The sequence below is a fragment of the Clostridium sp. D53t1_180928_C8 genome (assembly GCF_015667795.1).
Taxonomy (GTDB): Bacteria; Bacillota; Clostridia; order Clostridiales; family Clostridiaceae; genus Clostridium.
On sequence record NZ_JADPEL010000005.1, the window covers coordinates 112,725 to 134,946 of the forward strand.

Below are 22,222 nucleotides of genomic sequence, written 5' to 3' on the forward strand. Positions count from 1 at the left end.
TTTCATTCATTAATTACCCATTTATTATTAATAAATTACTATACAATATTTTAAAATTTAAACTCTTGTATACATCTTTGTATAGCTTCTTCTGTATCACTAAAGTTTATATTTAGTTTATTTAATTTTCTATTACTTATTCTTAGATCCCTTTTCTTATCCTTAAATCTTTCACTATCTTTAATTATTATATCTTCATCTCTATTCTCTAACCCCATATGTTCAAGCACTTTTGTACCAATTTCATATGTAGAAAGGTTGTTTTCTGACCCATAATTATAATCACCAAATGGTATTTCAATTAATTTCTCAAAATTTTCTATAACTTCATATACATATGTCATACCCCTAAATTCATTAATTGATAAATTTAAAGGCTGTTTTTTTAACGCTGCATTTAAAATATTAGTTATTATATTAGTATTAACTTTTTTATTCCTCTCTGCCATTGAAAAAAGCCATGTTAATCTCAAATTATAATAATTATCTAATATATTTTTAATTTCATTTTCGGCATTAAATTTACTTTCTGCATAAACATTATTAGGTTCTATTATAATATCCTCACTATAAGGACCTTCCTTTTTATTTCCAGCATAAATTTGATCACTACTAGCAAATACCAAAGTTGATTTTTTCATTTCACATCCCTTAGCTATATTTATAGTTCCCTGTAAATTTATTTTTTTAGCTAAAGTTGGATTACCTTGACATTTACCAGTATCTGAAATAGCTGCTAAATGTACTACTATATCAAATTTATTTTCTTTAAATATATTATAAACTTTAAATTCATTTGAAATATCTAAATCATTTTTATTAAAACTCATAATATCATATTTATCTTTATAAAACTCTATAAATCTTGATGCTAAAAAGCCATTATTTCCTGTAACTAATATTTTTTTCATATATTCCCTAACACCTCTTTAATGTAACTATTTACATACAAATAGAATTTCTACCACTTATTTTAGCTTTATATAATTTTTTATCCGCTATACTTATTAACCTATTCATTGTATTAACCTTTTTGCTTAAGCTAGCTACTCCTACACTAATAGTTATTTTTATTTCTACATTATTATATTTAATTATCTTTCCTTCAACTATTGACTTTATTCGCTTTGATAAAATATAAGCATCCTCTTTATCAGTATTTTTAAATAGAACTAAAAATTCTTCTCCACCATACCTTGCTATCCAATCATTTTTTATTCTTATATTATTTTTAATTAATTTACTTATTTCCTTTAATACAAAGTCACCTGCTAAATGTCCATATTCATCATTTATATTCTTAAAAAGATCAATATCGATCATAGCAATTGATAAGTCTAAATTATTATTTATTGCTAAATCTATATCTATAGGTAATCTTTCATTTATATATCGTCTATTATAACATTGTGTAAGTTCATCCGTAATTATTAATCTATTCATTTTATTAAATGTACTTTTTATTTCATCAATTGACGTCACTTCAATACTATCAATTATTTTACAATCTGTTATGTCTCTAATTGTTTCCATAACATAATTACTTTTTTCTCCGTTTAAAGGTGTAGCCATAATCATATATACTTTATTATTAATATATTCAAATTTCATAACACTAGTGTTTTGATTGTATGCTCTAATAGAAATACAATTCTCACATACGGAATCTCTATTACATAACTTAAAGCACTTAATATTTTCTTTTATTACTTTTCCATTCTCTTCAATTACTATTTTCTTAATCGGATCAACTATTCTTATAATATCAAATAGTTGTTTTAAATAATCAACCTCTAAAAGTTTGTTATTGTTTTTTCTCACAGTGTTAATCTCCTATTTTATAGTTGTGCTTATTCTATTATATTATTTTTAATAAATATTTCAAATATTTCCGTATTAACACATTTATTAATTTACATAAAAAAGCCAGTCTCTTGAACTATTTTCCGTCAAGTAGACAGAAAATAACTCATTAAAACTGACTTTTTATATTAATATATTTTATTTTTATGCAGCTTCTACAACATTTTGTTTAACTGTTTCTTTATTAAAAATATTAACTATAGCTTTTCTTATCATATCTACTGGGATAATTGTAATTGCCATAAGTATTATAACAACCCAATGATTTATTGAAATTGGCGTACAACTAAACATTTCTCCACCAACTATTGTTAATACTACTTGGACTAATACAATAATTCCCATAACCTTTAAGAAGCTCATATTTTCATTTATATGTTCAAATATATTAGCATTACTGCTTCTTACATTAAATCCATTAAACACTGCACAAAGCACAAACATTGAGAAATATGATGTCATATGCTCTTCAGTATTAGCAAACATCTCTACAAAGAATGGAGCTTTTAAAAATACAAAGCTTAATATAGTTACCCAAATTCCAGCAAAAATAATTTGATTCATCATCTTACCTGAAACTATACTTTGAGTTCTTGACTTAGGCTTTTCAAGCATATATTTTTTAAGCGCAGGTTCAGAACCTAATGCTAGTGCACCAAGACCATCCATAACTAAGTTAATCCAAAGTATATGAGTAATCTTAAGTGGCTCCTCAATACCAAAGAAAGGTGAAATAGCACAAACTGCAACAGCTGCAACATTTATAGTTAATTGGAACTTTATAAATTTTAATATATTATTATAAATTGTTCTACCATATAAAATAGCACTTTCTATAGATTTAAAGTTATCATCTAAAATTACTATTGAACCAGCTTCTTTAGCTACATCTGTACCACTACCCATAGCAAAACCAACATCAGCTCTCTTTAATGCTGGCGCATCATTAACACCATCACCAGTCATACCACACACAAGATTTAACTCCTGAGCAAGTCTTACCATTCTTGATTTATCTGTTGGTAATGCTCTAGCTATAACTCTTAAGTTTGGTATAATAGCTTTAACTTCGTCATCTGACATTTTATTTAATTCTTCTGAAGTTAATGCAACATCTGTATCTTCTCTTAATAATCCAGCCTCTTTCGCAATTGCAACTGCTGTTTCTTTTCTATCACCAGTTATCATTACAACTTGAACTCCAGCATTTTGAACTTCTTCAATAGCTTGTTTTGCTTCCATTCTTACATCATCACGAATTCCAACAAATCCAACAATAACTAAATCATCTGGAAGAGTATCTTCTACTAATCCACTTTCACTATAAGCAAATGATAAAACTCTCATAGCTCTTACAGCTAATTCATCTATCTTAGAGTTAATTTTATTCTTATTTATATCAACTACATTTCCATTTTCATCTAGCATCTTTGTTGCTTTAGCAAGTAATCTTTCTGGAGCACCTTTATATACTGTTTTTCCACTTAGCTGGCTTGCTGAATACTTATTAGACGAATTAAATCCTTGTGATTTTTCAACAACTAGTCCTGTTAACTTTTCCATTTCTTCTTGTGTTAAGAAATTAAGTAATGCCTTATCAGTAGCATTACCCCCTACTATTTTGCCATTTGCATCAAACATAGCTCCTGTATTTTTTCCAATACAAAGCTTCATCATTTCTTTAACTTTAGAACCTTCTTTATAAGTATCCTTTAAGTTTCCATCAAAGAACTCAACAACTTCTAATTGTCCTTTAGTAATTGTTCCTGTTTTATCAGAGAATAAAATATTTAATGATCCTGCTGTTTCAATACCTATTGGTTTTCTAACAAGTACATTATTTTGTAGCATCTTAGATGTATTTCTCATAAGAACAATTGCAATCATAAGTGGTAATCCTTCTGGTACTGCCATAACTACAATAACAACTGCTAACATAATAGCTTCTAATACATCTTTAAATATTAATACTCCACCTTGTGCAAAGTACTCTGCAAATCCACCTTCAACTAGGACTTTATGTCCTAATAAAGCTAATGCAATAACAACTGAACCAATATAACCAAACATAGAAATTTGCTCTGCAAGTTTAGTAAGCTTAACTTTTAATGGACTTTCAACTTCATCATCAGCCATATCTGCAGCCATAGCACCCATCATAGTTTTCATACCAACTTTAGTTACTTCCATAACCCCTTCGCCATTAAATACTACAGCACCTCTAAATAAAGAATGTGAGTCAACGAATGTATCTCCAGTTATATCTGCTGTCATAGCAATTTCTTTATAAGTTTTAGAATCCTCAACTGCAATTTTTTTGCATTCTTCTGCTTCACCATTAAGAGCTGAATTGTCTACTCTTAATTCTCCATTATAAAGATATCCATCAGCAGGAATTTTATCTCCACTTTGAAGAATAACCATGTCTCCTACAACTAGTTCATTTACTTCAATTTCAACTACCTTACCATCTCTATGTACCTTACATACATCTTTTTTAGTAGAATTTTTTAACTTTCTATACTCATTATCACTTGCAATTTCTGTCTTTGCAGAAATCCCAGTTACTAATAATACTGATATTGCTATACCTATTAATTCTCCAAATTCAGCATATCCCATAAACGCCATAATTGCCATAATTGCTGCAATTGCAAGCAATAGCTTAATCATTGGATCATCGAATGCACCCTTAAATTTGTCCCAAAAAGTTTCTGGCTCTGCTTCATGAATTATATTATCTCCATAGAGCTTCCTACTTTCTTCTATTTGCTCTTTATTAAGCCCTTTAATCATTCCATTCTCTCCTTAAACAAAATTTACATCTATTTATAAATATACTATATATAATATCTTATCATTTATTTAAATATCATATTGTTAACTTTTCTTTAAAAAATATACATGCAAAAGTGAATTTATCTTTTGCATGTATCTCTTTAACTATTGATATAAAGCTAATACACCATTTAAATCAGCAATTTTACCTTCTCCAACAGCCTTAAATTGCCACTCTGATCCATTTCTATAAAGTTCAGCAAATATTACTGATGTAGCTGTAGACCCATTTTCCTTTAAATTAAATCTACATAATTCTTTTCCATTTTGTTCCAAATCAACTAATCTAACGTATGAATTATTTATCATTCCAAATGTTTGTCTCTTAGCCATAGCTTCATGAATTGTAACAACAAACACTATCTTTACTATGCTTGGATCGATATTATCTAATTCGATATTTATAACTTCATCATCACCTTCACCAGCACCAGTTCTATTATCTCCACCTAATGTAATACCTCTACCTGCTTTATTATTAAAGAATATTACATTCGAAACAGTATTAAATTTATTATTTGCATCTAATAAAAATGCTGCTATGTCTAAATCAAAATCTGATCCACTATTGGAAGTATCCCATCCAGCACCAAGCATTACTTTCTTTAATCCTGGGTTTCTTTTTGTCAAATCTAATATATCATTCTTACTTAAATTTAAAACTCCTCCTGCTGGTGCGTTATTATTTGTATTGCCTGTTAAATTTCCAAATCCTGATCCTAAATTAATTCCCATTTTAGTTTCCTCCTTTATTTATACATATCTGCTAAAGATTTAACTGTAGCATGTAACAATTCTCCTTTAGCTTTAAACTGCCAACTTCCATTAGCTCTATTTAATTCAGCAAAAAGTAATGCTGTATTATCTCCACCATCTTCTGATAGATTATATCTACAAATCTCTTTATTTCCATTATCTTCATTTAATAATCTAATATAAGCATTTTTGACCTTAGAAAAACCTTGTTTTCTTGATACTGCATCATAAATATTAAGAGCAAATATAACTTTCTCACATTTTGATGGTAATTTATCTAAATCAACTGATATCTTCTCATCGTCTCCATCTCCAGCACCAGTTCTATTATCTCCGTGTAAATATATTCCTTCTCCGTTTAAGTTTCCGAAATATATTACTCCTCTATTTATAAGCTTATCATTACTATCTAATAATAATGCTATTAAATCCAAATCATAATCAGCGCCTATATTAAAAAATCCTTTTTTAGCTACATCCCAGCCAGCTCCTAATATAACATGCTTTAATCCTGGTTCTGCCTTTCTTAAATCTAAAACATCATTTTTTTGTAAATTTAAAACTCCAGCCATATTTTTTCCTCCATATTATTCTTTCTACATATATAAACCTAAAATACCATTTAAGTCAGCGATTTTTCCTTCTCCAAGTGCTTTAAATTGCCATTCTCCACTTATCTTATATAATTCCGCAAATATTACAGAAGTAACTGTTGAACCATTCTCTTTTAAATTGAATCTACAAACCTCTTTTTCATTTCGTTCTTCATCTAAGATTCTAACATAAGAATTTTCTACCATTCCAAATGTTTGTCTTTTCATTTGAGCTTCATGAATTGTAACAACAAAAACTATTTTTTGAACATATGGTGAAATAGATTCTAAATCAATCCTTATTCTCTCATCATCACCATCACCTGCACCAGTTCTATTGTCTCCTTCTAAAAGGATTCCTTGACTTTGCATATTATTAAAGAAGATTACATCATCTGGTATATTCTGAACTTTACCATTTTCATTTAATAAAAATGCTGCTATGTCTAAATCAAAATCTTGCCCTATACTAGCTACATCCCAGCCAGCACCTAATATTACTTTCTTTAAACCTGGATTTTTTTTAGTTAAATTTAAAACATCATTCTTTTTTAAATTTAAAGCATTTACTCCATTATCACTTGTATTAGAACGCATGCTTCCCATCATTGAACCTAAATTAATTCCCATTTTTATACCCTCCCTTGTCACTAAGGATTATTATTAATTATCTTATGTGATAAATTATACCACTTAATAAATTATAATGCAACGTTTTTTATGGTATATTTTATTAATTTATTCCTTTATTTTAATTATGTCCACTTCTTAAAAATTATTCACCTTAAATTAATTTTAAAATATTTTACGCTTGGGCTATATTTTTCTTCATTGTGTGCTTAATTTGTTCAAGCTTAGCTGAGTTTTCTACTCTTTGTGCTCTGTTCTCCTCTTGAATTGCTTTTGTATCTTCTATTCCCTTCATTATTGTTTCAAATGATTTTTCTAATGTAGAAATAGCTACCGAACTTCCTGATGCCATTCTTGCAATTTCAACTGACTGTCTTGCTGTATTCTGTGCATTTCTCATAATAAGCTCATTAGTTTTATCATCTAATTGTTTAATTGATTTAGCTTGAATTTCCTGTCTCTTTAATATAACGGCTTGAGCTAAGCATTGTTTAAAAATTGGTAATGTAACTATAAATGATGAATTTATTTTTCTCATTAAATTAAAATTAGACATTTGTATAGTTTGAATCATTGGTGCTGCTTGTATAGCAACATTTTCTGCTATTTGAAGATCATATACACGTTGTGATAACATTTCCTTACTTATTTCAAGTTTTTGAGTAAGCATGTGTTTTTCTTCATCATTCATTGCATTATTCATTGATATTTGTTGTATATATAAATCTATTTCCTCTAATGCTAATTCTCCAGCAACAATATATTTTTCAAGTAATTGATAGAAATGAAGATTAGCATCATATAATCTTTTTAAATTGGCATTTGATTCTCTAATATCATTTTCATATTTCTTTAATAACACATATACTTTCTCAACTTCATATCCCATAGTATCATATTTTTGAAATATTTTAGCAACACTATTACCTACACCTTTAACAAATTTAGAAAATATAGATTGTTTCTCTTCAGCCTCAAATTCCTTAACATCAAACTTATCCATTATTTTAGTTAAGTTTACTAACATTTCACTAGCTTCCTCTGCTTTTACAGCTTTCATAGACTTTAATAATTCATCAGAAACTTTAGATATATTTTCACTAGCTTTTTGTCCAAACATTACTATAGAATTAGGGTTTTGAATTTCCACTTCACTAGTAAGGTCTTGAACTTCTTTCAACCCTCTTAATCTTTGCTTGTATTCTGATATAGTTGCCATATCAAATTTTTCATTAGGAACTTGTATATTTTCCCCTTGCATCATTTCATTAAAAGGCATTCCTTGCTGATTTTGGTATCCCATTTGTTGATTTGGATACATTCCTTGTTGATTTTGATATCCCATTTGCTGATTTGAATATATATCTTGATTTAATGTTTGTCCAAACATATCATTATTATCATTATTCATTTCTAAAACTCCTCTTAAACTTTATTTTTTATCTTCTTAAAAACCTCGAAAAAACACCCTGCTTTAAATTTATTAAATTATTGTACTTTGAATCATATTTCATCACATCTAATCTAAAATCATTTAAGGCTGTTTCCTTAATAACATTATTAATATTAAATAACCCTGATGGATTAAATATAACTATATCAATTCCTATAGTATGAATATATCCTAATAATATCTGCATAGATTCAGGCATAGTATTTTCATCTTCAAGATAAATTACTATTTTAGGTATAGCACCTGTAAAATCAAAATTATCTATTAACCTAACAATACTTTCATTTAATCCTAACACTAGTACTAATAATCTTAATATTTCTTCTTTATTGAATGTTCTACTAAACAAATCCTTGCTACTTATTGTTTCATTAAACTTATTAAGTAAAAAATTCTGAACATCATCACTATACTTCGAAAATCTATATAAAGGTAATTTCTTAATTTCCTCTATATCAAAAGAACCATCACTTAATTGACAAAACATAAGTTGATACATATCATCTGTAAACTGTACATCTTCTGAAAAATATCTTCCATTGAAAACTAAAGTATTTTGTGATGATGTGCAATACTTAACTAGCTTTTGATATTCAAACTCATCACTATATACACCATCTATCTTTTTAAAAAAGCAAGGAACTTGAACTGTATCTCCTTCAACTTTAAATCCACTTCTCAATTTACAAGGTTCATCCCAATAAATATAAATATCCTCTAATATTGTGTCTAATAAAACACTTTTTGTATAACCTTTTCTAAACTGCCAAGGTTTATACATTCCTGTATTAGAAAAAAGCTTTTCTTCTACATCTCTTTGAATTTGCTTAGTAATAGTTTCAAAGTTATCAATTACCTTTCCCTTGCTAGCTCTTTCTTCAAAAGATTCAACATTTAAAATTTCTAAGCTTTTTATACATTCACTTAAGCCTTGATCTTCAATTTCATTCCATAACTCTTCTTTTAATGGGTTAATATAAATAACATCAAATCCCATTTTATAAAGCATAATTAAAAAATACACTTCATGCCTTTGAATATTTCCATAATAAATACATTTTGGATTAATATTAGCATCATACTTTATATCTTTAGCATAGGTATAAGTCCAAACAATTAATTTTGTTATAAAATTATTTCTTACATTTTCATTAAAGAAACTTTCTTTATTGCAAGCAACTGGTATAATATATTCTAATGAACTTAAAAATTTAAAATTAATTTCTAAATCATCAAATATTGTAATATCTTGCGAAGTCATTTTATAAACATCCATAGATGCAAGCTCATTAAAAATATATTGAATTAACTCCATTTCGCCACTTAACGGAATACTATTATCAAATATAATACACTTATCTTGCTCTTCTATGCATTTACTTTGAATTGTCTTAATAAAGTCATCATATTTTGAACTATCTTCTACACCTATAAATCTATAAAAATATGGCTTAAACTTATTATATGTATCTTCCCTTTCATAAATAGTTCTAAACATATAATTTGTTATGTTTTTTAAATTTATAGCCATTTTTCAAATAACCTCTTACTTTCCTAGAATAAACCTTACATCTAAATTTTAACCTATTTCATACTTTACTTTCAACATCTTCCTATTTTAGATAATCTTATTCTCATATTTATACAATAAATTACTTATATAATCTAATATCTCTTCTGTCGAACTTATTTTATCTTTTCTAGTTATTATGGCCTTATCATGCTTAAAGGAACTATGCTTAGGCAAAATAGCTATCCCTCTAGTAGTAAATTCCCTATCCACCTCTGTATCCCCAGAAGTAATTAGATTTTTTATATTAAATTTTTCAACAATATAATCAACAGCATATACCTTATTTATTTTTTTATGAATAATAAATATCTTAGCTTCTATTTTTAAAACATCAATATCCTTACTAAACTTATCCTTTATAATATAATAAAACTTATTTGCCTCTTCTGAACTTTTACACTTAACAGTAATATAGAAATTTTCAATATTTCTTACCTCTATAACATTTATATTTTCCTTATAAATTTCTTTTAATTCTTCTAGATAATTAATATTTTCAATTAGATCATTATAATTACACAAATTCTTCATCTGCTTGTCCCACTCATTATCTAGCTTCCCATCAATATAAATTTGAGCTCCATTAGTACATATAATAATCCTCGGATTATAATTCCTTATAAAATCAACTCTTAATGTTTGACTAATACTTCTCATTGTACATGGTATAAATGTAAATAATTCATTTTTTAATAATTCTTGTAACTTATCATAAGCATAATTAGTCATATATGTTATTTCCCTATTTCCTAACGTCTCAACACACTTATATCCTTTATACTTAGAATGTATAATTGTTCTATCTAAATCTGTAATAAAAAATATATTCTCCATTTATTTTTCATTAATTATCGAAATACAATTATAATCACTATTTTTGTACTCAATAACCTTTACTCCCTTTTCCTCTGCTAATTTAATTATATGCTCTACATTTTTATCATTCTTATTTTTTACTAATACAATTCTCGGATCTCTTCTTAACAAAACCCTAGCTGATTCTCCAACACTTAACTTAATATTATTTATATTGTTAATATCATATAATTCTCTTATACTATTAACAATATTCATTGAATACTGCTTATCTACAACTTCCAAATATAACTCTTTACTTTTAATGGTTATATTTTTAAACTCATTATATATTTTGTTTATAAAATATTGTGAATAATCCTCATCCTCTAAATAATATAAGGTTTTTGCTCCATGAAAATCATTTTTCCCAATATACTTTTCATTATGAATAGTTCTGCTTATTAACCCACTTACAGTTGAATTTAAACAACATGTCACTATACCAAAGTCTTCTCTCGTTCCACATATTTCACATAATTTTGCTGGATCAGAAATAACAGCTAAAGAACTATCTATATTAGTTCCATTTTCACTATTAAAAATATCTATAGATTTATTTAACTCTTTAGTTATAGACCCCTTCCCTGTCCATCCATCAACAAATTGTATTTTTGCATCTTTATTTTTGTTTAAAATATATTTTAAAGCATTTATATCTAGTCCTTTTCCCCTTATAATAGAAATACTGTAATGTGGTATGCTAACATTATACTTTAATCTTAGATACTTACTCATTAATATTCCATAAGGAGTTCCAGCTCTAGCTAAAGATACTATTACTAAATCATTTCCCTTTTCTCTATATACTATTTCTGATATTTTTGCCACATAGTATGCAATTATTTTTTTATCTCTATTTAGCATATTAAGAAACAAACTTTTTATCTCTTTACTAGGCTTATTTTCTTTTGAAATCATTTCTGAATAATTAATTCCATTTCTTATTAATGCCTCTTTCTCCTTTATTGTAATTTCCTCTATATCATTAGTTAAATCTTTAAGTAAAAATATACAATCTCCATCATAACTATGCTTGACTAAATTTATATTATCCATAACTCTTAAATCCTTACTATAATCATATTATTTGTTAATTTAACATTTAAATCATCTTCTGTTATTAAAATTACTTTATCATACCTTTCTTCTATTTCGCTTTTATTATAGAAGTAATACTTAACTCCTTTATGATAAAATACATGCTTTTCTTTTATTGGATAATCATCAATATTCTCGCAATAAATAGGACTTCTTGTAGTACTTTTAAAAAATACATTACCCTTTATGTAAGAAGCTATTCTACATGGAATATATATATTTTCACCATGACCTAATATTAATACTTTCTCACTACTTTTAATAAAAGATTGCACCTTATTAGCAACCTCTTCACAGCTTTTTTCTAAGGCTTCTATTTCATTAAATTCTACTCCAAATCTACCTGTATTTAATAAATAACTCTCTTTTTCCGCCTTATAGCTCGTCTTTAAATTTATTCTCTCTAAAACCTTATAATTTAGAATGTCAGTAGTTTCTTCTATTAACTTATCCGAATTATCTATGTAAGTACTATTATCATTTATTTTAATATCTCCACATATTAACGATAAAACTTCTACATTAATATTTTCTTTCTTAATTAAATCATTATATGATTTTCTATGTTCTTCACTTCTCCAATCTAATATACTAAGAATAATAAAATCCCTTACGCTACTTACTGATTTTAATTCTCTTATTATATTTATCATAGATTTTCCTGTTGTTATTTCATCATCTACTAAAATTATTTTTTCTGCATTTAGAATCTTATCTTTATCTAATGGAAAGCATTTATGTGTTGTAGCATGAGAATGCTCTTCTTCAAATTTTAAAAGTGAACTTAATTCTGTTATATCTTCTCTAGTAGTTGTAATATAATAACAATTTTTAATATATGAAGCTACAGACATTCCTAATCCAGTTGCTGTTTCGGCAAACCCTAATACACATATTTTCTCATTACTTTTATAAGGCAATTCTTTTTGTTCTTTATCAAAAATAAGACCAGCTAATTTTGCTCCCATTTCTTTGCATATATTAGGCCTAGCTTCAATATGTTTACCTAGCACCTTACTTATAAACAAAAAATTTCTCTTTTCATTATTAATCCTTTTTCCCATTACTATCAAATCATTTAAATCTAAATTATATCTATTCTCTCTTATATTTATATCTATACTCATAATTCATCCCCTTTTACTCTATATTTTTATTGCTAAATTCAGACTTATCATTTTCTTTATATAACTCTTCATTTAATACTTTTTCATTTAATACTCCAAAAACTTTTGCTCTACTCATTATTTTTTTCGCCCAATTAAAATGTGGTTTTACCTCATTCATCTTATTTCCGCCATATCCTTTAAATACGCCTCCATCATTACAAGATCCAATTATATTTTTTGCATCAATATATTCTTCATAAGTAACTGCATACAATGAATTTACATATTTAATTTGACTTGGATGAATTATTGTTTTACCACAAAATCCATTTTCTTTATCGATTTTAATCTCATTTATTAATCCAATAACTTCTTTAGAACTTATATCCTCAGAAAAATACTCCCAAACCGGTGCTGAAATAACATAATTTTGTCCTTCTCTTAAAAATATATTTATAATATCAATCAAGCAATCAGCTACAACCCTTACATTATATATACTTGAATTAACGCTCCTTCTTAATCCAAACTTTGAAGAAAAATCTGTTCCTCCAACTCTAATATTTAAAATAATATTAGAATATTTATCTATTACTTCTTTTAAATTTATTAATTCTTGTAGTCTTGTCTCCTTATAAATAATAGCTTCACTCTCTAAAATAGGCATAGCGTATAAAATCTCATTATATCTTTTAGAAAGTTCTTTTATATATTCAAGATAATCTATTGAGTTTTTCGTTGTAAACTTTGGAAAAATAAATCCAGCAATATAACTATAATGCTCTGGTCTTAATTTGGATGTAAACCTAATAAATTGATTATAATTTCTTATCCTAAAAAAAATAAGAGGACTACTATTTATAACCTCTATATTCTCACTATAAATTTTCAATTTATCTAACATTTTAACAACATTATCTTCTGCAGCTTCAACCTCACTATCTCTAGTTGCATCCTCAAAACAAATAGAAATTGCTCCTAATTCATCAAAATCCCCATTAATTATTTTTTCATAAAAGTCTTTTTCTCCATTCATATATAAATTAGCGCCTACTGCATATTTCAATATATCTTTATCTGAATACTTATTAAACACTACTGGTTTTTTATAAAATAAATTCTTTTTACACTCTTTTAAATATCTCACTTTATCTTCATACTCCTTTGTAATACCTATTAATTACTTTTATGTAATGGTTAAGTATTATTCAATTATATCAAAATAAATGCTATTTTGGTTAAAATATACTCTTAATATTTATTATATTTTTTGACAACTTCCTCTCATCCTCATATAATATTTGAGTATTATTGCACATTGTATTAATAATCTAAAGAAGAGGAGGAAAATATATAATGTATTTAATTATTTCTATTTTTGCATTATTGATATCATTTTTACTTTCTGTTATTAAAACAGATTACAGAAAAATATTAATAATTATAAATGTCTTTATATCACTTATATATATTATATGGAGATTTACTGTTATACCTACTGAATACGGACTCATAAGTTTTATATTAGGTTTATCTTTATATTCTGCAGAAGTTTTAGGTCTAATATCCTTTATAAATTTTCAGTACTTATTTACTAAAAATTATAAATTAGAGAGTAAATCATTAAATGATTATCTTCCTAATGATATTCCTTCAGTAGATGTACTTATATGTACATATAACGAGCCATTAAACTTACTTAAAAAAACCATAATAGCTAGTAAAAATTTAGATTATCCTAAAAATAAACTTAAAATTTATGTTTGCGATGATGGTAATAGAGTAACATTAAAAAATTTGTGTAAAAACTATAATGTAAATTATATTACTAGAGATAATAATGAAGGTGCTAAAGCAGGAAATATAAATAATGCTTTAAGTATAATAAATGGTGATTTATTTGCTATTCTAGATGCAGATATGATTCCTAAGAAAAACTTTCTAAATAGAACTGTTGGATATTTTATTAATGAAAACATATCTTTCGTACAAGCTCCACAAGTTTATTATAATCAAGATATGTATCAATATAACCTTAATAAAACACTTCCTAATGAACAAGACTTCTTTATGAGAGATATAGAAGAAGCTAGAGCTGCTAGAAATGCTGTTTTACATGTTGGAACAAATGCAGTTTTTAGAAAAAAATATGTTATGGATATAGGTGGATACCCTACCTCCTCGCTAACTGAAGATATGGCTGTTGGCATGTTATTGCAATCAAAGGGATATGATTCAGTATTTGTAAATGAAGAATTAGTTTTAGGCTTAAGTGCTACAACTTTTACTGAACTTGTTAAACAACGAGATAGATGGTGTAGAGGAAACCTACAAGTAATAAAACAATTTAATGTTTTATTTAATAAAGGCTTAACCTTAGGGCAAAAAATTGCATACCTTGATGGTGTAATATATTGGCTTTCAAGTCTTCAAAAACTTATATACATATTGTGTCCATTAATATTTTTATTAAGTAGTAAATTAATTATAGATTCTTCAGTGAAAAACTTATTAATAGTTTTTATTCCTTTTTTACTTGGTCAAATATTAATATTTAATAGACTTTCCCCTAGAACAAGAAGTTTAAAGTGGTCTCACTATTATGAAATAGCTATGGCTCCTCATATAAGTCTTTCTATATTACGAGAATTATTTTGTTTAAAATTAAAGTTTAATGTTACATCTAAAGATATAACTAATAACAAAAAACAGTTCCAATTTAAAATGGCTTTACCTCATATTTTAATAATACTATTAAGTATACTAGCTTGGATTTTTGGCACTATATTCCTAATAAATAATAAAATTAACTTAGGCGCTTACTTAATTAATATTATATGGAGTATATATAACTTTTTAGGTGCAATAATTTCTATTAAAGTTGCGTATCAAAATCCATTATATAGGAAAAGCGAAAGAATTCCGATTCAAGATCCCATAAATATTTTTATTAATACTGAAAAAGGTAAATTAACTGGATCATTAATAGATATATCAGAAAATGGACTAGCTGTGAATTTAGATAAATATTCGGATATTACATTAAATTCAAAAATTGATTTACATATTGATAATAATATAATTCCTTGTAAAGTTGTTAGGAATAAAGATAATCTATTAGGATTGACATTTGAATCATTAAATAATACTCAATTCGAGTTCGTAATGAATATATACATAAGTAATATGAAACCATATTATGATACTAAGAAACTTCAAAAATACATAAAAAAAGACTCCTCAATAAGTAATATTTTTTCATTTAATAAATCAAAAGTTCACTCTACTTAATTAATAACTATCTTATCTTAACCTCTCCCAACCACCTAAGTTTAATTTTAATACATAAAAAAATGGCATAGATTTATCTATGCCTATTTTTTATTACTATACTAAGCATTGTACTTTTCTATTACATTAATAACCCTCTCGTAAAGCGCTTTCACTCTTGGCATTTCATATTCATCTACAGGTTCTAAAGGAAGCCTTGTTGTTCCTATATCAACACCTCTAAGTTTAACAATTTCTTTTGCAACTCCATAAAGAGATGGAAATGAAAGCAACTCTCCTATTATATCATTAATTGCAAATTGTACTTCCTTTGCTTTTTCTATATTTCCAGTTGAAAAATACTCTTCTGCCTTTAAAAACAACTCGGGCATTACACCATAAGTTCCTCCTATTCCTGAGTCAGCACCCATTATTCTTCCTGATATATATTGTTCATCAGGCCCATTAAAAACTAAAAAATCCTCTCCTGCAATTGCCTTAAACCTCTGAATATCATAAGTACTCATACTACTATTTTTTATTCCTGCAACATTTTTATATGATAGCATTTTATTTAATAAGTTATTAGATAGTGAATAGCCTGTAGTTTGAGGAATGTTATATATTATAAATGGAAGATCTGCGCTATCCATTATATTCTTCCAATGCAATTCAATACTTCTTTCCGGAAGACCATAATAAACATTAGGAACAGCTGAAAGTGCATGAGCTCCAATTTCCTTTGCATGTTTAGCAAGCTCAACACTATCCCTAGTCGCTGCGGCTCCTACATGAACTATAATAGTTAGTTCATCTCCAACTTCATTCATTACAGCTTCTAACATTTTCTTTCTCTCATCTACAGTTAAAAGAAACCCCTCTCCAGAACTTCCACCTACATATAATCCTTTTACACCTTTACTCGCATAAAATCTTGCTAACTTTTTAGTAGCTTCTGTACTTATATTTCCCTCTTTATCAAAACAAGCATAAAATGCTATAAATATACCTTTAAAGTCATCTTTACAAAATTTCATAATTACACCATCCTTTTTATACTATTAACCTTTTACTGCACCCATAGCAATACCTTGAGTAAAATACTTTTGGAATGCTATAAATATTACTATCATAGGAAGTGATGCTAATGCTGCACCTGCCATAATCGATCCATAGTTTGTAGTAAATTCTGATTGTAATAAAGCCACTCCTAAAGGTAAAGTAACCATATCCTTGCTTCTTATAAGAATAAGTTGCATGAAGTAGTCATTCCAAGAACTTATAAATGTAAATATCGCTAAGGCTCCAATTCCTGGTTTCACAAGAGGAATAACAATATTCCAAAAAATTCTTACCTCTGAGCATCCATCTATTTTAGCAGCTTCTAAAAGTTCTCCTGGAATTCCTTGTGAAAATTGTTTCATTAAAAACACCCCAAATGGCCAAGCAACAGCTGGAAGTATTAATGCCTTATATGAGTTAATCCAATCTAATTTAGCCAATATTGTAAATAATGGTATCAAAACAACTTGTTTAGGTAACGCCATTGCGATTATGAAAAACCAAAATATTATTCTCCTTCCCGGAAACCTTTTCTTAGCTAATACATACCCTCCCATAGTTGAACTTAAACAAACTAATATCATTGTACTAAAAGAAATAAAAAAACTGTTGAAAGACCATTTTAATAGTGGTGATTTAGCCAAATCTTTAAAGTTATCTAATGTAGCAGGGCTTGGAAACCACTGTGGCGGTATTTGTATAGTTGCACTTTGATTTTTAAAAGCACCTGTTAATATCCAATAAAATGGAAAAAGGAATATAATACTAAGTACTATTATTATTGTCATAAAAATTATATCTTTAGGTGATATTTTTTTTAACTTACCCATTAAACCTTCACTCCCTTCTCTTAGTAGTCAACCTCTTCTCCAAAGAATTTATATTGAACTATTGAAATAATCATTATTATTATCGCAAGAACAACTCCCATTGCCGAAGCTAAACCATATTTATTTAATGTAAATGCTCTCTCATAGACTAAATACATAATTGTTGATGTAGAATATGCAGGTCCCCCTGAAGTTAAAAGTTGTATTATAGCAAATGTTTGGAATGAATTTATTGTTGAAATTATTACAATATATAATGTAGTTGGCATTAAAAGAGGCCATGTAATCTTTCTAAATATTTGCCAAGATGTTGCCCCATCAATTTCTGCCGCTTCTAGATATGATGCCGGAATATTTCCTAATGATGCTACATATAAAATTATAGGTTGTCCGACTGATAGAGTTATTAAGACTACCACAATACATATCAATGCATACTTTGGATCTCCTAACCATGTTTTGGGTTCTGCCCCAAAAAGGCTAGTTATATAGTTTAGTATTCCATAATTAGGGTGTAAAATCCAACCCCATACTACAGTTATACTAACTATTGATGAAACTGTAGGAAGATAGAATATTCCTCTAAATAATGATCTTAAAAAAGGATTCTTCTTATATATTACTAATGATATAAATAGTGATAAGACAATTACAACGGGGACTGTTCCAAGCACTATAAGTAAAGTGTTTATTAAAGACTTTATAAATACTTCATCAGACAATAAACTTTTATAGTTTTCTAAGCCTATAAACTCAAATTTTCTAAGAGAATAATCAAAGAAGCTTATATATATACCTTTAAGCATTGGATAAACGACAAAATAACCAAAGATTATTAGAATTGGTGAAAGGAATAAGTATGCAGAAATCCATTCTTTTAAATCTAATTTACTGATTTTTTTATGTTTTTTTGCTAATCTATGCTCTACCTTCTGCATATTTTGCATAATAACACCTCCACTATGATTAATACTAAAATAAAATTAAATTAAGTAGTTTACCAATTTTAAAGATGAATTTTCAAAATCAATAACCTTTAAATTTAATAATTATTTTTGATGTACTAAACTCTAAATATTAATTATTTAGAGTTTTATGTATAGTATGGAGCCGAAAACTGCTCCATACTATATATAACTATTTCTTATCTAAAGTTTCATTTGCCTTTTGAACAAATTCATCTAGTCCATCTTTTGCTGTTGTATTTCCAAGTAGAACATTTTGAAGTGTAGGGAACCAATAAGTTCTCATTTCTGTAAATCCAGGAACTGCATTATAATATGTTCCTATATATTTAACCATAGTCTCAGCATATTTTACCTCTTCATTATCATATAAACCTGTAACTGATTTTCTTACAGATAATCCACCTGTAGCTACTAAATTAGTTTTAAATGTTTCTGGATCATTAGCTATAAAGTCAGCTAATTTCTTTGCTGCTTCTACTTTATCTGGGTCATTATTATCAAATATACCTATGCCTCCTACAAACGCTTCTAATTGTGGCTTTGTAGAAGTGCTTGGAGTTGGGAATGGAATTAAAACTTCTTCAAAGTTACCTACCTTTTTAGAAGAATTAGTTTTCATTAATACTGTTGAGTATATTATAGTTGAAGCTGATTTTCCTTGTAGATACATATCCATAGCATCATTACTTGTTAAAGCCTCTGCACCTTTTGCTATATATCCTTCTTTAACACCATTAGCAACCCATTCTAAAGCCTTTACTCCTTCTGGACTATTTATAGTGTACTCTTTTAAATCATTTGATATTGTTTCACCTCCATATATATTAGAAATCAAAGCTCTTGTAGCTTGATCCCCACCACTTGATTTGCTAAATACTGTCATTGGAGCAACATCTGGAAGCTTTTCCTTTATTGCTTTTAAAAGAGCTGTCATTTCATCTATTGTCCATAATCTATCAGGTTTGTCTAATGGTAACATATCTGCAATACCAGCTTCTTCTAACATAGTTTTGTTAAATGCCATCATAAATGGTGCTGTATTTATAGGATACATATAATAATGTTCATCTAACTTACATGCATCTAAAATCGTTGATGGTACATCCTCTTTAAAAGAATCTGTAAACATATCATCTAATGGCGCCATTACAGCATTTCTTGCATATTCTATAATTCTTCCTGGATAATCATAAACTAAATCAGGTGCAGAATTTGATGCTATAGCTGTATTTATCTTTTGTGGACCACTATTGAAATCTATCATTTCCACATTTACTTTTATATTTGGATACTTTTTATTAAAATTTTCAATAATTTGTTGTTCGAATTTCCCTGGAGTATTATCGATAGTATCATAATTAGGATAATTCCACCAAGTTATTTCAACAGGCTTATCTTCATCTTTAGAATCACCTGTAGTTGTTGATTCATTTTTCCCACATCCAGTAAAAATACTTAAAGATAATACTGATACAAGGCTTAAAGCTACTAAAGTCTTAATACGTTTCATTGTTTTTCCCCCTACACTTTTAAAATTTTATTATATCAATTCAATATAATCGTTTTCATTTTGTAGAAAATTTTATGTATTCTACAAATTTCTTAGTTATTAATTGCGGTCTAGTTATTGCTGCCCCTACAACTATTGCCCATGCACCAGCTTCTAAACATTTAATAGCATCTTCTGGCACAGCTATATTTCCTTCAGCAATAATGGGTATTTTTATAGAACTTTTTAAGTCTTTAATTAATTGAATATCTGGTTTAGGCTTGTCTAAAGTATACTCAGTATAACCACTTAGTGTTGTTGAAACCATATCAAATCCTATTCTTTCAGCCTCTATACCTTCTTCTAAGTCAGATATATCAGCTAAAAGTAATCCATCATAAATCTTCCTTATTTCTTTAAAAAACTCTTCAAGTGATTTTCCATCTGGTCTTTCTCTTCTAGTGGCATCAACAGCTATTATTTCTGGTTTTATAGGTAATAATTCTTTTACTTCTTTTATTGTAGGCGTTATATATACATTATTTTCAGCATAAACACTCTTATATATTGCTATTATCGGTAACTGAACATGCTCCTTAATCTCTTTGCAATCTTCTGGTGAATTAGCTCTTATTCCTATTGCCCCACCCTCTAATGCAGCCTTAGCCATTCGCATCATTATATGCGAACTATGTAAAGGTTCATTTTCAAGTGCTTGACAAGATACAATAAGCCCACCCTTAATAGTTTTTAGTACCTTTTCTGAATTATACATCTTACCTCCCCCATTCCTCTAACATTTTACTAAATAAGTAAATTCTGTTTTTATATGTTAATTATATCACCTTTATTTTTTTTGTCTATACAAAAACTAATTATATATACATTTTTTTGAATTTTATATAAAAAAACAAAAGTGTAAATTCTTTCTTTAATATTCAGAATTACACTTTTGTCAAAAAAATCAATTATTTAGTTGTTATTAAATAAAACCATATTAAAAGTATATCTTTCAGAATGATAAATTGTTCTGGTAAATTCAATTGGAGTATCATCTAAATTATACATAAGCTTTTCAGAAGCAAAACCAATACCATTAGCTTTTCCAAATAACATTTCTGACTCTTTCTTATTAAGCTTTATAGCTCTCAAGCTCTGTTTCATATAATTAAACTGTGTATTATATTCTTCCTTCATTATTTTATAAAGTGAACAATGTCCCATATTGAACTTTATAATATCCGAGAAAAATTTTTCAGGTAAATAGCAGTATTCTATAGCTATAGGCTCATTATCTGCTAATCTTAATCTATTTAAAAAATACACTTCTTCATTCTCTAATAAACTTAACTTTTCTTTTATTTCATTACTTGGTTTGATTTTTTCAAACTTTATCACTATACTTCCTGGAGAAAGTCCTCTTTTTATCATATCTTCACTAAAGCTTTCAATTTCTAACTTTTTTTCTATTACTTCTTTTGATACAAATGTTCCCTTACCATAAATTTTATAAAGAACACCTTGATGTACAAGATTAGAAATAGCTTGTCTTATAGTCATTCTACTTACGCAATATAATTCTGTAAGCTCTCTTTCTGTAGGTAACTCTTCTCCTGGTAAATATTCTTTATTCTTAATTTTTTCCTTTATTGACTGTTCTAACTGAAGATATATTGGCATTGTTGAGTTCTTATCTAACATCTTTCCCTCCCCAATTAAGCATTACACCCTCCCCCTTCCATTGATAATATATAATTATTATATCCAATAACCTTCTTACAGTCTATACAATCTATCCCTTATATATACAATATATACTTAATTTTCATTCT

19 protein-coding genes are annotated in these 22,222 nt (G+C 27.4%); 1 reads left to right on the forward strand and 18 read right to left on the reverse strand.

Annotated features, from left to right (window positions below; all coding sequences use genetic code 11):
• Positions 1–50: 50 nt before the first annotated feature.
• The 12 genes from I4V51_RS05650 to I4V51_RS05705 all read right to left on the reverse strand — a co-directional run bounded on the left by I4V51_RS05650 (position 51) and on the right by I4V51_RS05705 (position 13,918).
• A complete protein-coding gene (locus tag I4V51_RS05650; protein ID WP_195987346.1) occupies positions 51–911 on the reverse strand; it encodes a sugar nucleotide-binding protein in 861 nt (286 codons plus the stop codon).
• Positions 912–942: 31 nt separating this feature from the next.
• Positions 943–1,821: a GGDEF domain-containing protein gene (locus tag I4V51_RS21485; protein ID WP_195987347.1), complete on the reverse strand. Its 879-nt coding sequence runs from the start codon at positions 1,819–1,821 to the stop codon at positions 943–945.
• A 186-nt stretch (positions 1,822–2,007) separates the two neighbouring features.
• On the reverse strand, positions 2,008–4,659 hold the full coding sequence (locus I4V51_RS05660; protein ID WP_195987348.1) for a calcium-translocating P-type ATPase, PMCA-type: 2,652 nt from the start codon (positions 4,657–4,659) through the stop codon (positions 2,008–2,010).
• A 147-nt stretch (positions 4,660–4,806) separates the two neighbouring features.
• Positions 4,807–5,436, reverse strand: coding sequence for a TerD family protein (locus tag I4V51_RS05665; protein WP_195987349.1), 630 nt, complete (start codon positions 5,434–5,436; stop codon positions 4,807–4,809).
• 14 nt (positions 5,437–5,450) lie between these two features.
• Positions 5,451–6,029 carry a TerD family protein gene (locus tag I4V51_RS05670; RefSeq protein WP_195987350.1) on the reverse strand — a complete coding sequence of 193 codons (579 nt, stop codon included), beginning with the start codon at positions 6,027–6,029 and terminating at the stop codon, positions 5,451–5,453.
• Between the two features lie 24 nt (positions 6,030–6,053).
• Positions 6,054–6,680, reverse strand: coding sequence for a TerD family protein (locus tag I4V51_RS05675; RefSeq protein WP_195987351.1), 627 nt, complete (start codon positions 6,678–6,680; stop codon positions 6,054–6,056).
• 175 nt (positions 6,681–6,855) lie between these two features.
• Positions 6,856–8,091: a toxic anion resistance protein gene (locus tag I4V51_RS05680; protein WP_243281407.1), complete on the reverse strand. Its 1,236-nt coding sequence runs from the start codon at positions 8,089–8,091 to the stop codon at positions 6,856–6,858.
• 28 nt (positions 8,092–8,119) lie between these two features.
• Positions 8,120–9,664: a YceG family protein gene (locus I4V51_RS05685; protein WP_195987352.1), complete on the reverse strand. Its 1,545-nt coding sequence runs from the start codon at positions 9,662–9,664 to the stop codon at positions 8,120–8,122.
• An 87-nt stretch (positions 9,665–9,751) separates the two neighbouring features.
• A complete protein-coding gene (locus tag I4V51_RS05690) occupies positions 9,752–10,540 on the reverse strand; it encodes a haloacid dehalogenase (RefSeq protein WP_195987353.1) in 789 nt (262 codons plus the stop codon).
• The gene (locus I4V51_RS05695) at positions 10,541–11,620 is read right to left on the reverse strand and encodes a cysteine protease StiP domain-containing protein (RefSeq protein WP_195987354.1); all 1,080 of its coding nucleotides are present in this window, start codon (positions 11,618–11,620) and stop codon (positions 10,541–10,543) included.
• A 5-nt stretch (positions 11,621–11,625) separates the two neighbouring features.
• Positions 11,626–12,789: a phosphoribosyltransferase domain-containing protein gene (locus tag I4V51_RS05700; RefSeq protein ID WP_207745903.1), complete on the reverse strand. Its 1,164-nt coding sequence runs from the start codon at positions 12,787–12,789 to the stop codon at positions 11,626–11,628.
• A 13-nt stretch (positions 12,790–12,802) separates the two neighbouring features.
• Positions 12,803–13,918 (reverse strand): HpcH/HpaI aldolase/citrate lyase family protein, encoded by a 1,116-nt coding sequence (locus tag I4V51_RS05705; protein WP_195987355.1) that lies wholly within the window; start codon positions 13,916–13,918, stop codon positions 12,803–12,805.
• 209 nt (positions 13,919–14,127) lie between these two features.
• On the opposite strand from I4V51_RS05705, the gene I4V51_RS05710 reads away from it, so the two are divergent.
• The gene (locus I4V51_RS05710) at positions 14,128–16,062 is read left to right on the forward strand and encodes a glycosyltransferase (protein WP_195987356.1); all 1,935 of its coding nucleotides are present in this window, start codon (positions 14,128–14,130) and stop codon (positions 16,060–16,062) included.
• 101 nt (positions 16,063–16,163) lie between these two features.
• Here the strand turns inward: I4V51_RS05710 and I4V51_RS05715 are convergent, their stop codons facing one another.
• The 6 genes from I4V51_RS05715 to I4V51_RS05740 all read right to left on the reverse strand — a co-directional run bounded on the left by I4V51_RS05715 (position 16,164) and on the right by I4V51_RS05740 (position 22,091).
• Positions 16,164–17,078 (reverse strand): dihydrodipicolinate synthase family protein, encoded by a 915-nt coding sequence (locus I4V51_RS05715; protein WP_195987357.1) that lies wholly within the window; start codon positions 17,076–17,078, stop codon positions 16,164–16,166.
• A 24-nt stretch (positions 17,079–17,102) separates the two neighbouring features.
• Positions 17,103–17,933, reverse strand: a complete 831-nt coding sequence (locus I4V51_RS05720; RefSeq protein ID WP_195987358.1) for a carbohydrate ABC transporter permease — start codon at positions 17,931–17,933, stop codon at positions 17,103–17,105.
• A gap of 20 nt (positions 17,934–17,953) precedes the next feature.
• Positions 17,954–18,880 carry a sugar ABC transporter permease gene (locus I4V51_RS05725; protein ID WP_195987359.1) on the reverse strand — a complete coding sequence of 309 codons (927 nt, stop codon included), beginning with the start codon at positions 18,878–18,880 and terminating at the stop codon, positions 17,954–17,956.
• Between the two features lie 190 nt (positions 18,881–19,070).
• Positions 19,071–20,411, reverse strand: a complete 1,341-nt coding sequence (locus I4V51_RS05730; protein WP_195987360.1) for a sugar ABC transporter substrate-binding protein — start codon at positions 20,409–20,411, stop codon at positions 19,071–19,073.
• Positions 20,412–20,466: 55 nt separating this feature from the next.
• Positions 20,467–21,165, reverse strand: a complete 699-nt coding sequence (locus I4V51_RS05735; protein WP_195987361.1) for an N-acetylmannosamine-6-phosphate 2-epimerase — start codon at positions 21,163–21,165, stop codon at positions 20,467–20,469.
• Between the two features lie 197 nt (positions 21,166–21,362).
• Positions 21,363–22,091 (reverse strand): GntR family transcriptional regulator, encoded by a 729-nt coding sequence (locus I4V51_RS05740; protein ID WP_195987362.1) that lies wholly within the window; start codon positions 22,089–22,091, stop codon positions 21,363–21,365.
• Positions 22,092–22,222: the final 131 nt, after the last annotated feature.